Genomic DNA, 12,499 nt, shown 5'->3' with positions numbered 1-12,499 from the left:
AGGTTAGCTGGTCGAAGCGACAGCAATCCCAGCAGGAGCAGGAGCAGGAGCAGGAGGGGTGCAGGTGCAGGTGCAGGTGCAGCAGCGACAGAAGGGACAGCAGAACCACCATGCGGGAGCAGGTGCCGCGGCGGAAGGACGTGGCCGGCCGGTCAGCCCGGCAAGCCCGGCTTATGGCGGCCCAATAGGCGACACAGTTCCGGCCTAGTACCCCAGGAACGGGTCCGTCCGGATCCGCCGCCCGCCGGCACCGCGGACAGCCTTCCGTGCCGCAGCCACGGCACGGGGTGAGCCGGAAACATACACAGCCCGGCCGCTGATGTCGGGAATCTCCCGGCTCAGGACCGCCGCGTCAGGCAGCACCGGACCCAGCCAGGTCCATCCGGAGATGCCGGGATCGGAGGGCGTACAGACCAGTACCCGAACGTTCAGTTCCCGCAGTTCCCCGGCATAAGCGAGCTCGTCTACGGAGGAGGCCGCATACACCAGCACTATGTCCCGGTCCTCGCCGCGTATCTGGCGCAACTGGCTGATGAACGGGGTGATGCCGATACCCGACGCAATCATCAGCACCGGAGTGTGCGCGTCCCGGGGCAGAAGGAAATCTCCGGCGACAGTAGTGGCGCCAACCTCGGCCCCGGGCCGCATCCGCAGCAGGGCAGTCTTGAAGCTGCTCCCTGAATCAGCCACGCGCAGCCCCACCGCTACCGTGCCGGGTTCGGCGGGAGGCGTGGTGATGCTGAAAATACGCCGGGATCCCCGCGAGTCCGGCTCGAAGTGCGGCACGGCAAGCTCGACGTACTGGCCGGCACGGAAACGGACAGGACGGGACGGCTCGAACACCAGTTCCCGGGCAGTCGGAGTCAGCTCGCGGGTCTCGAGCAGCCGCAGCCGGACAGCTCCGCGCTGGCCCATCGCAAAGGCCAGCAGGTTCCCCGCCAGCAGGGCCAGTTCCGGAGACATCATCACGGGGCCCAGAGACAACGGCACGGAGAAAAGCACACCGACGACGGCGGCCTCCAACAGGCGCTGAACGCGAAGCGGAGGCAGGGTCAGAGGCTCCGTGAGCATGAAACCGGCCAGGAACACCAGAGGGTAGGACACGGCAATGGTCGTCAGTGCGCCGGGAAGGGACTCTCCGGCAGCAAGGAATCGGGCCATGGTCACGGCCGCTGCAGTAAGAACAAAGATCCCTGCCATCGGCAGCAGCCGGTTCCGGTACAGCACCAGAACGGCAGCAGGAAGAACGGCGATCAGCATGCCGGGAGTCGCAACCCACCAGACAGCACCGCCCAGACCGGTCAGGGCAACCACGAAAGCCCCCACTGCCGCCGGATTAAAAATGTGCCGGCGGCGGAAGGCCAGCAGATACTTCGACGCCGTCGCAACGGCGCCCGCCAGTGCCACCGCTCCCAGCTGCGCACCTTCGGTACTGGGCCAGAACAGGAAATACAGCAGCAGGCCGGTGATCAACGAGGAATCGGTCTGCGGACGGGTGCGCAGCAGCAGGCCCGCCACCCGGCTGGTGATCAGCGTGGACGCCACCGCCGTCGCCGCCGTCGCGCCCAGCTCTGCCGGTGTGTAGAACAGAACTCCGGCGAAGGAAAGGACAAAGGACCACGCAGCTAATGCCAGCAGGACCCAGACCGTGAAGCGGTACATGGTCCAGCGCCCCAGGAAAGTGTTCAGGGTCCGCGGTGCGGCAGGGGCAGAAACGCTCATGGGAATAGGACTCCAGCCATCGCAGGGGAATAGTCGGCCCGGCCGTCAGTGAACATCCGGACGTAGTCGAAAGCGAACTCGCGGACCAGTTCGCGCGGCTCGGTAAAGAACAGGGCCGTGGCGAGGCCGTCGGCAGTCATGGCGTCGGCTGCCAGAACCCACGTGGCTGCCACGGTGTCCACCGGAGACCCGGTGCGGGCATCGAGCACATGGTGCAGGCCGTCGCCCCAGTGCCTCCGGTTGACGGCCGAGGCGCATAGTGCCCGGTCCGAAAGGGACACCACCCCGATGGCCCGGGTGGTGTCATAGGGATGCTCCAGGGCAACACGCAGGGGAGCAGCACCGGCATGACGCAGGTCCGAACCGGCATCCACCACATACTCCCGGTGGCCGGCATCAGCCAGAAGCGCGCTGACGAGGTCCACGAGCTGCCCCTTCCCGGCGGCCCCGATATCGAACGTGACCGGAGCCGCGGTGGTCAGCATGGTGCCGCGGGCGTCGGCGGTCCAGGACACGGTTTCCGCCCAGGCGGCAGCGGGGGCAGGCGGACCCGATGGCTGGAAGCTGTACGCGGCGTCGTACCCCAACACCTCCAGCGAGCGCCCCACCAGCGGGTTCACTGCTCCGCCCGTCAGCCGCTGCAGGGTATCGAAGAGCGTCAGCAGGGGTGCGGCCGAGGCGGGGAGCTTCCAGCTTCCTGCTGCTTCGGCCATCCGCGCCACGGTGGAATCGGACCGGAAGCGCGAATAGGTCCGGTCATAGCTGTCGACCAGATCCGCCACGGCAGCCTGGGTGTCCGGAGCCAGCGGCACAGCGGTGGACAGGGACCACTGCGTGCCGATCGCCTCAAACCCCAGGGTGTGCACGTGTGCTGGCCTAGGACGTAGCTTCGGAACGGATGGCGTCCAGGGCGCGGTTGAAGCCCTGGCTGGTCAGCGAGGAGCCGGCCACCTTGTCCACATCGAGTTCGTCCAGGCTCTTACCGACCACCTGCTCCTTGACGCCGGAGGTGAACTCACGCTGGTACTGCTTGGAGGTCGGGTTCTTCTGTGAGGTCTCGACGTCCAGTTCCGTCACTACGCCGTTTTCCAGCTGCAGCGTGACATCGACATCCTCCGAGGTGCCCGACGGCGGGATGTAGCTTCCGTTGCCGGAGTACTCGCCGTCGGCGTAGTTGCCGGAGCCGGCTGCAGCATCCGGGGAGGAAGCGGCGGATGACTCAGCGGGCGACGAAGCGGACGACGAAGCGGGAGACTCAGCCGGAGCCGGATCTGTGTCGGCGGTGTCCTCGCCCGGAGCGCAGCCGGCCGCCGAGAGCAGGGACAGGCCGGCAGCGGCACACAGCAGGGACTTGCTCGCTCGGTTCACGGTTCTCCTTGGGGATGGGGGACTGTTCCCCTTTATTACATCGCATCATTACTGCGGAGGCTGTGTCCGCACAGAGTAAGGCCTGTCATACAAAACGGGACCCGTGCGCACCCGGCTATGCTTAACCGGTGACTCCTGAAGAACTTTCCTCCGCCGTAACTGCCTGCCTCCAAGACGCCATCGATGCCGGTGACTTCAGCATCGAGCTGCCCGGGGAGGTGCGCGTGGAGCGTCCGAAGAACCGGGACCACGGTGACTGGGCCACCAACATCGCCCTGCAGCTGTCCAAGCAGGCCGGCATGAACCCCCGCCAGTTCGCAGAGATCCTCAAGGGCCGGCTGGAAAAGATCGCCGGTGTGGCCAAGGTCGACATTGCCGGTCCGGGCTTCCTGAACATCACCCTCGACGCCGGTGCAGCCGGTGAACTGGTCAAGACGATTGTCGACGCCGGCCCCGCCTACGGCACGTCGGAAATCCTCAAGGGCACCCGGATCAACCTGGAGTTCGTCTCCGCCAACCCCACCGGCCCCATCCACCTGGGCGGCACCCGCTGGGCCGCCGTCGGCGATGCCCTGGCACGGGTGTTCCAGTCCCAGGGCGCAGAGGTCACCCGCGAGTACTACTTCAATGACCACGGCGCGCAGATTGACCGCTTTGCCCGCTCGCTGCTGGCCTCGGCCAAGGGCGATCCCGCCCCGGAAGACGGCTACGCCGGCGAGTACATCGTCGACATCGCCAACCGCGTGCTGGCCGCCGAGCCGAACATCACCGAACTGCCCGACGCCGAGGCCCAGGAACGTTTCCGCGCCGTCGGCGTGGACTTCATGTTCGGCGACATCAAGGAATCCCTGCACAACTTCGGCGTGGACTTCGATGTCTTCTTCCACGAGGATTCGCTGCACGAGAACGGCCAGGTGGCCAAGCTCCTCGAGCAGCTCAAGGGCTCGGAGAACCTGTACGAAAAGGACGGCGCCTGGTGGCTGAACTCCACCGCCTTCGGCGACGACAAGGACCGCGTGGTCATCAAGTCGGACGGCAACGCCGCCTACATTGCCGGTGACATTGCCTACATCCACAACAAGCGCGAGCGCGGCTTCGACCTGAACGTCTACATGCTGGGTGCTGACCACCACGGCTACGTGGCCCGTCTGAAGGCCGCCGCAGCAGCACTGGGCCACGACCCGGAATGCGTGGAGGTACTGATCGGCCAGATGGTGAACCTGGTCAAGGACGGCAAGCCCGTACGCATGTCCAAGCGCGCCGGCACCGTGGTCACCCTCGAAGACCTGGTGGACGCCGTAGGAGTGGACGCCGCCCGCTACACGCTGGCCCGCTTCTCCGCCGATTCCAACATCGACGTTGACCTTGACCTGCTGACCAAGCGCAGCAACGAGAACCCCGTGTTCTACGTCCAGTACGCCCACGCCCGCACCTACGCCCTGGCCCGCAACGCCGAGGCCGCCGGCGTCGACGATTCCGCCTTCGACGCGTCGCTGCTGATCCACCCCACCGAAAGCGCGCTGCTGGCCGCACTGGGCCAGTACCCCGGCGTCGTCGCGCAGGCCAGCGCCTTCCGCGAACCGCACCGCGTGGCCCGCCACCTCGAGGTCATCGCCGGCACCTACCACCGCTGGTACGACGCCTGCCGCATCGCACCCCAGGGCGACGAGGAAATCACCGACACCAACCGCACCCGCCTGTGGCTGAACCTGGCCGCACGCCAGGTCCTGGCCAACGGCCTGGGCCTGCTGGGAGTCTCCGCACCCGAACGGATGTAATTTTCATGACTGCTTCACCCCTGGCTCCGCAGTGGCTGAGCCACCCCGAGGACACCAACGCCCTGCGCCCGCAGCTGTGGGCGCAGGATGTGGCGCGCGGCGCCGGCGGAGAGCTGGAAATCTCCGGCATCCCCGTGTCCCGGATCGCCGAGGAATTCGGCACCCCCGTGTTCGTGATGTCCGAAACCGACTTCCGGGCCCGTGCCCGCGACTTCAAGGACTCCTTTGACGCCGCATTCGCCGGGCTGTGCGGCGGAGCGGACGTCTACTACGCCGGAAAGTCCTTCCTCTGCACCGAAGTGGCACGCTGGGTGTCCTCCGAGGGGCTGCGCCTGGATACCTGCTCCGGTGGGGAACTGGCGGTGGCCCGCCGCGCCGGACTGCACGGAAGCCAGCTCGGCCTGCACGGCAACAACAAGTCCCGAGCCGAACTGACCCGTGCCCTCGACATGGAGCTGGGCCGGATTGTGGTGGACAGCCTCGGTGAGCTGGAAATGCTGGGGGACCTGGCTGCCTCCCGCGGTGAGCGGGCCAACGTGATGCTACGGCTGACCCCTGGCGTGCACGCCTCCACCCACGAGTTCATTGCCACCGCCCATGAGGACCAGAAGTTCGGCCTCTCCATGGTTGCTGACCCGGACCTGGACGGCATGTCCCCGGCCATGGCTGCAGTGGAGACGGCACTCAAGCACGACGGCGTGAACCTGGTGGGCGTGCACTGCCACATCGGTTCGCAGATCTTCGAATCGGCCGGCTTTGAGCTCGCCGCCCGGCGGCTGCTCGGCTTCCTGGCCGAGGTGAAGCAGGGGTGCGGCGTGGAACTGGCCGAACTGGACCTCGGCGGCGGCTACGGCATTGCCTACACCGAGGCCGACGCGCCGCGCCCGGCCGCCGAGATCGCGAACGCAATGGCCGCCGTCGTCGGCAGCACCTGCAGCGAACTGGGCCTGGCCGTGCCGCGGATCTCCATTGAACCGGGACGGGCCATCGCGGGCCCGAGCACCTTCACCCTCTACCGCGCCGGCACCACCAAGACCGTGCGGGTGGATACGCCCGACGGCGGCACCTCCCCGCGGCGGTATGTCAGCGTGGACGGCGGAATGAGTGACAACGCCCGCCCCGTGCTGTACGGCGCGGATTACTCCGCGGTGCTGGCCTCGCGGACGTCCGAAAATGACGCGGTTATTTCGCGGGTGGTTGGCAAACACTGCGAAAGCGGCGACATAGTGGTCCGTGACGCCTACCTGCCCGGTGACGTCACTGCTTCGGACCTGCTGGCCGTTCCGGGAACCGGTGCGTACTGCTGGGTCCTGTCCAGCAACTACAACTACCTGACCCGCCCGCCCGTAGTGGCCGTGCGGGACGGCGCCGCGCGGCTGATTGTGCGCGGCGAGACCGAAGACGACCTGTTGGCACGCGACGTTTCCTAACCTCTGCAAGGAGTTGGCACAACATATGAAGACCCTGAAAGTAGCCCTGCTGGGGTGCGGAAACGTGGGTTCGCAGGTAGCCCGGATCCTCGTTGACGACGCCGCGGACCTCACCGCCCGCCTCGGGGCGCGGCTGGAGCTGTCCGGCATCGCGGTGCGCAACGTTGATGCTCCCCGCGACGTGGACCTGCCGGCGGAACTGTTCACCACGGATGCCGAGGCCCTCGTGGCGGACGCGGACATCGTGATTGAGCTGATGGGCGGCCTGGAGCCGGCCCGCACCCTGATCCTGCACGCCCTGGGCTCGGGAGCCGCCGTCGTCACCGGCAACAAGGCCCTGCTCGCCGCGGACGGTGCTGCCCTGTACGAAAAGGCCGACGCCGCGGGCGTCCAGCTCTCCTATGAAGCGGCCGTGGCCGGGGCGATCCCGATCCTGCGCCCCATCCGGGACAGCCTCGCCGGAGACCGGATCACCAAGGTCATGGGCATCGTCAACGGCACCACCAACTACATCCTCGACGCCATGGACTCCACCGGCGCCCAGTTCGCCGACGCCCTCGCCGAGGCCCAGCGCCTCGGCTACGCCGAAGCGGATCCCACCGCCGACGTCGAAGGGCACGACGCCGCGGCCAAGGGCGCCATCCTCGCTTCCCTGGCGTTCCACACCGGCTTCGACCTCTCGGCCGTGTCCTGCGAAGGCATCAGCTCCGTCACCGCCGAGGACATCAAAGCCGCCCAGGAGGCGGGCTTCGTCATCAAGCTGCTGGCCATTGCCGAAAAGTCCCCGGACACCGACGGAAGCGAAGGCGTCAGCGTCCGCGTGCATCCCACCCTGCTGCCGCGCCGGCATCCGCTGGCAGCCGTGCACGGGGCCTTCAACGCCGTGTTCGTCGAGGCCGAAAATGCCGGCGAACTGATGTTCTACGGCCAGGGCGCAGGCGGGGCCCCCACGGCCTCGGCCGTTATGGGCGACGTTGTGACCGCAGCCCGGCGGCTTGTGCTCGGCGGACCCGTTCCCGCCGGCCGGCCCAGCGGCTCCCTGCCCGCGCTGCCGCTGGAGAAGGTCACCACCAGCTACTCGATCGGCCTGGATGTTGCGGACCAGCCCGGTGTCCTGGCCGCCGTCGCCCGCGTGTTCGCCGAACACGGCGTGTCCATCGAAACCATGCGCCAGACCATCCACGGTGAAGGCAGCAGTGCCGAACTGCGCTTCGTTACGCACCGTGCCCCCGAAGCCGCCCTCGCGGCAACCGTCGAGGCCATCAAGGGCCTGGACGTCATCAAGAATGTCAAATCCGTTATGCGGGTAGAAGGAGTCTGAGCCGTGGCTCACCAATGGCGCGGCGTTATCCGCGAATACGCCGACCGTCTTCCGGTCACCGACAGCACCGAGGTCATTACCCTTGGTGAGGGCGGCACGCCGCTGGTCCGGGCCAAGGCGCTGTCCGAGCTGACCGGCTCCGAGGTTTACCTCAAGGTCGAAGGCATGAACCCCACCGGCTCCTTCAAGGACCGCGGGATGACCATGGCCATGACCGCCGCCGTCGAATCCGGTGCCAAGGCAGTGGTCTGCGCGTCCACCGGCAACACCAGCGCCTCGGCCGCCGCCTACGCCACGCAGGCGGGCATCACCTGTGCGGTGCTCGTGCCGGACGGCAAGATCTCCATGGGCAAGCTCAGCCAGGCCATCGCCCACGGGGCGCAGCTGCTCCAGGTGCGCGGCAACTTCGACAACTGCCTGGAAGTGGCCCGCAAGCTTGCCGAAGCGTACCCGGTGTTCCTCGTGAACTCGGTGAACCCCGCACGCATCGAAGGCCAGAAGACGGCGTCCTTCGAAGTGGTGGATTACCTCGGCGACGCCCCCGACTACCATGTGCTGCCCGTCGGCAACGCCGGAAACATCACCGCGTACTGGAAGGGCTACTCCGAATACGCGAAGCCCTGGACCAACGTGGCCGGCGAGGAACTGGCCCCCGTAGCCACCAAGACCCCGCACATGTGGGGCTTCCAGGCAGAAGGCGCCTCGCCGCTGGTGAAGGGACACCCGGTCACCGATCCGGACACCATTGCCACGGCCATCCGCATCGGCAACCCTGCCTCCTGGGATCAGGCCATTGCCGCCCGCGATGAATCCGGCGGCCTGATCGAAGCCGTCACGGACACGGAAATCCTCGACGCACACCGCTGGCTCTCCGCCCGCGAAGGCGTCTTTGTGGAACCGGCCTCCGCCGCCGGTGTGGCCGGGCTGCTCAAGAAGCATGCCGCCGGGGAAGTTCCGGCCGGCAAGACCATCGTCATCACCGTCACCGGCCACGGCCTCAAGGACCCGCAGTGGGCACTGCGCACCGCCGACGGCTCCGACGTCGAACCCACCAAGGTGGACTTCGACGTTGTCAGCGTCGCGGCAGCGCTGGGCCTGGAAGCGGCACCGTCCGCCGGATCCGGCAAGTAGGGCATGGTTATGCAGGTGGCCGGCGGCCCGCGCACCGCTCCCCGGACCCTGGCACCGGGCCAGGACGTGACTGTGTCCGTGCCCGCAACAAGTGCCAACCTCGGCCCGGGCTTCGACTCCCTCGGCCTCGCCGTCACGCTGTATGACACGGTGCGGGTGCGTACCTCCGAGAACGAGGGCATCTTCGTCGAGGTGGCGGGGGAGGGTGCGGGAAGCGTTCCGCTGGATTCCTCGCACCTGGTGGTCCGGACTCTGCTCGGGACCCTGAACAACGCGGGGTACGGCATCCAGGGCCTGCACCTGAGCGCTGAGAACGCCATTCCGCACGGCCGCGGTCTGGGTTCCTCGGCCTCTGCCATTGTCTCGGGCGTGCTGGCGGCAAATTCCCTGCTGCCGGCCGAAGCACGGCTCGATGCCGCCGGTCTGCTGCACAGCTGCTCGGCCCTTGAAGGACACCCGGACAACGTGGCACCCGCCCTTGCCGGCGACCTTGCCATTTCCTGGGAGACCGACGGCGTGTTCCGGTCGGTACGGGCTGCCGTGCACCCAAGCGTGGTCCCCGTCGTCGCGATACCCGACGTCGAGCTGTCCACCGAGAGTGCCCGCGGCCTGCTGCCCGCCACGGTGGCGCACCGGACCGCCGCAGCCAATGCGGGACGTGCCGCGCTGCTGATCCATGCTTTGACCGCGGATCCGTCCCTGCTGCTTGAGGGAACCCGGGATGCGCTGCATCAGGATTTCCGTGCCCCCGCGATGCTGCCCAGTGCACGGCTGCTGCAGTCGCTGCGGTCGGACGGCTTCGCTGCCGTGATTTCCGGTGCCGGTCCCACCGTGCTGTGCCTTGCCGACGGCGAGGATGCCGCACGGGACGCGGAAGAGGCCATGACCGAACAGCTGCAGGCGGCGGGATCGGCTGAAAACTGGCGCGTTCTGCGGCTTGGCGTGGAGCGAGATGGTGCTAGAGTGGAAGGGCACCAGCGGTAATTTTCCCGTTTTGTGCTCCCGCAGGTAGCCGTCCATTTTGGGCCGCCCCGGGCTTTCGTTGAAAACACTTTGCCGCCGTCAGGTGTGACTACACCCGTCTTGCGGTGATCTTCGTTGATTCAATCGCCCACCCGCGGAGGCACAGTCTTCGGTGCAGCCTTCAAGGAACCGCCAAGAAGCGGCGTGTCCCGCTTGAATAACGCATGTTCGGCAGCGAAGCTGACCAGACTCTGCGGAGATTCTTCTTAACAAGGCACCCAGCAGATTCGCCTTTCTCCGGTCATCGGACCGGTAGCCAAGCGAACCCTGACCTAATGTCTGATCTTTGGGGCCAGGGCCAATCACCGCGGCCGGCATTGCGCCGGACCGCCCGACGAGGGGGAAGGATCCTTCGTGACAGATACCACTAGCCTGACTGCAGGCGTGGATTCGGCATCTGCCGGTTCAACCGGCGAGAACACATCCAAGAGCGCAGGCCTTGCAGGCCTTAAGCTCGCGCAGCTCCAGGCGCTTGCCGGCCAGCTCGGCATCACCGGGGGATCCCGTATGCGTAAGCAGGACCTGGTGACGGCAATTTCCAATCACCAGCGCGGCGGCGCAGTAGCCGACCGCCCCGTCCGCGGTTCCCGCGGCGAGGCCGGCGACGACGCAGCCAAGGGTGCGTCCGCACCGGAGAAGGCAGCTGCCGCTCCGGAGGAGCAGTCCGCCGAGCCGACCCGCCCCACGCGTACCCGCAACCGCAACCGCCGTGCGGCCAGTGACGGCGTCGTCACTTCCGCTCCGGCTGCCGCAGCCGAAGCCGAGGCACCCGCTGCCGCTCCCGCCGCGGAAACCACTGAGGCTCCGGCCCGGAACCGCGAGGCACGCGAAGACAACGGACGCGAAGAGGGCCAGCGCGAGCGCGGCAACCGCCGCAGCCGCAACCGCCGCAGCGACTCCAGCGAGTCCAGCAACGGCACGGCCCCCGCCGCTGCCGCCGAGGCCCCTGCAGAAGAAGCCGCTTCGAACAACGGTGCTTCGAACACCGCCGCTTCGAACACCGGCACCGCAGGCAACGGTTCCGAGAACCGGACCTCTCAGGGCGACGACGAGCGCGGCGAACGCCGTGAACGCCGCAGCCGCTCGGACCGCGACAACGGCGGCAACCGCGAGAACAACCGCGACAACAACCGTGACCGCGACAACAATCGTGACAACGGCGGAAACCGCGAGAACAACCGCGACAACAACCGCGACCGCGACAACAACCGCGACAACGGCGGAAACCGCGACCGGGACAACAACCGGGACCGCGACAACAACCGCGATGACAATGACGAGAACGGACGCGGGCGCAACCGCCGCAACCGGAACCGCAACGAGCGCAATGAGCGCGGCGACCGGAACGACCGTTTCCGCGACCGTAACGAGCGCCGCCGCAACCGCAGCCAGAACCCCGAGGTCGACGACGTCGAGGTCACTGACGACGACGTCCTGCTGCCCGTAGCCGGCATCCTCGACGTCCTGGAGAACTACGCCTTCGTCCGGACCTCCGGCTACCTGCCGGGCCCGAACGATGTCTACGTTTCCCTCGCCCAGGTGAAGAAGTACAACCTGCGCAAGGGCGACGCCGTCGTCGGCGCCATCCGCGCCCCCCGCGAAGGTGAAAACCAGGGCGGAAACCAGCGCCAGAAGTTCAACGCACTGGTCCGTCTGACCTCCGTCAACGGCAAGCCGGCCGAGGACAACAAGGACCGCGTGGAGTTCTCCAAGCTGGTTCCGCTGTACCCCTCCGAGCGCCTGCGCCTGGAGACCTCCGCAAAGGTGATCGGCCCGCGTGTCATTGACCTCGTGGCTCCGATCGGCAAGGGCCAGCGCGGCCTGATCGTCTCCCCGCCGAAGGCCGGTAAGACGCTGATCCTGCAGGCGATTGCCAACGCCATCACGATCAACAACCCCGAGGTCCACCTCATGATGGTCCTCGTGGACGAACGTCCCGAGGAAGTCACGGACATGCAGCGCACGGTCAAGGGTGAGGTTATTGCCTCCACCTTCGACCGCCCCGCTGATGACCACACCACGGTTGCCGAGCTCGCCATCGAGCGCGCCAAGCGCCTGGTGGAAATGGGCAACGACGTCGTGGTGCTGCTTGACTCCATGACCCGCCTGGGCCGTGCCTACAACCTGGCCGCTCCGGCGTCGGGCCGTATCCTCTCCGGCGGTGTCGACTCGTCGGCGCTGTACCCGCCCAAGCGTTTCTTCGGTGCTGCCCGCAACATCGAAAACGGCGGCTCGCTGACCATCCTGGCCACGGCCCTGGTGGAGACCGGGTCCAAGATGGACGAGGTCATCTTCGAGGAATTCAAGGGCACCGGCAACATGGAACTGCGCCTGTCCCGCAACCTGGCGGACAAGCGCATCTTCCCGGCAGTGGATGTCAACGCGTCGGGTACCCGCCGCGAAGAGAACCTGCTCTCCCCGGATGAAGTCAAGATCATGTGGAAGCTGCGCCGGGTCCTGTCCGGTCTGGACACCCAGCAGGCGCTGGAACTGCTCACCGGCAAGATCCGGGAGACGCAGTCCAACGTCGAGTTCCTGATGCAGGTCCAGCAGACCACCCTGGGCACCAAGGACAACTAGCTGCCCTACGAGCCGCTCATGCTCCCTCCCGCGAATCAGTGGGTGGGCGCCTGGGCGGCTCGTGCGTTAACGCCTGGGAACCGGCGGGCGCACAAACCGATAAACTGCCTTGTGGGAAACACAGCCTTACGCCGAACCCCGGCTCG

General features: G+C 67.1%; 9 protein-coding genes. 6 read left to right on the top strand and 3 right to left on the bottom strand.

The genetic code is table 11. The features are described 5' to 3' along the window. Positions 1-204 precede the first annotated feature (204 nt). From N2K95_RS11175 to N2K95_RS11165, 3 genes are read right to left on the bottom strand one after another with little or no spacing between them, the layout of a single operon-like run. Positions 205-1,722, bottom strand: a complete 1,518-nt coding sequence (locus tag N2K95_RS11175; protein WP_260651610.1) for an FAD-dependent oxidoreductase — start codon at positions 1,720-1,722, stop codon at positions 205-207. Then, entirely contained in the window at positions 1,719-2,588 is an 870-nt protein-coding gene (locus N2K95_RS11170) for an FAD:protein FMN transferase (RefSeq protein WP_260651609.1), read from the bottom strand. The genes N2K95_RS11175 and N2K95_RS11170 overlap by 4 nt, the downstream gene beginning before the upstream one ends. 10 nt (positions 2,589-2,598) lie before the next feature. Next, positions 2,599-3,090, bottom strand: a complete 492-nt coding sequence (locus N2K95_RS11165; RefSeq protein ID WP_260651608.1) for an FMN-binding protein — start codon at positions 3,088-3,090, stop codon at positions 2,599-2,601. Between the two features lie 128 nt (positions 3,091-3,218). Here N2K95_RS11165 and argS point away from each other — a divergent pair, with 128 nt between their 5' ends. The 6 genes from argS (at position 3,219) to rho (ending at position 12,353) form a co-directional block, all read left to right on the top strand. Continuing rightward, a complete protein-coding gene (gene argS / locus N2K95_RS11160) occupies positions 3,219-4,868 on the top strand; it encodes an arginine--tRNA ligase (RefSeq protein ID WP_260651607.1) in 1,650 nt (549 codons plus the stop codon). A gap of 5 nt (positions 4,869-4,873) precedes the next feature. Then, positions 4,874-6,298 (top strand): diaminopimelate decarboxylase, encoded by a 1,425-nt coding sequence (gene lysA / locus N2K95_RS11155; RefSeq protein WP_260651606.1) that lies wholly within the window; start codon positions 4,874-4,876, stop codon positions 6,296-6,298. A 25-nt stretch (positions 6,299-6,323) separates the two neighbouring features. Further along, entirely contained in the window at positions 6,324-7,619 is a 1,296-nt protein-coding gene (locus tag N2K95_RS11150; protein WP_255790005.1) for a homoserine dehydrogenase, read from the top strand. Between the two features lie 3 nt (positions 7,620-7,622). Further along, positions 7,623-8,750 carry a threonine synthase gene (gene thrC / locus N2K95_RS11145; protein WP_255790003.1) on the top strand — a complete coding sequence of 376 codons (1,128 nt, stop codon included), beginning with the start codon at positions 7,623-7,625 and terminating at the stop codon, positions 8,748-8,750. Between the two features lie 9 nt (positions 8,751-8,759). Then, the gene (gene thrB / locus N2K95_RS11140) at positions 8,760-9,734 is read left to right on the top strand and encodes a homoserine kinase (protein WP_260653790.1); all 975 of its coding nucleotides are present in this window, start codon (positions 8,760-8,762) and stop codon (positions 9,732-9,734) included. Between the two features lie 393 nt (positions 9,735-10,127). Then, positions 10,128-12,353, top strand: coding sequence for a transcription termination factor Rho (rho, locus tag N2K95_RS11135; protein WP_260651605.1), 2,226 nt, complete (start codon positions 10,128-10,130; stop codon positions 12,351-12,353). Positions 12,354-12,499: the final 146 nt, after the last annotated feature.

This window comes from Arthrobacter zhaoxinii, from assembly GCF_025244925.1.
Taxonomy (GTDB): Bacteria; Actinomycetota; Actinomycetes; order Actinomycetales; family Micrococcaceae; genus Arthrobacter_B; species Arthrobacter_B zhaoxinii.
This window is presented reverse-complemented; position numbering and strand designations above follow the sequence as displayed.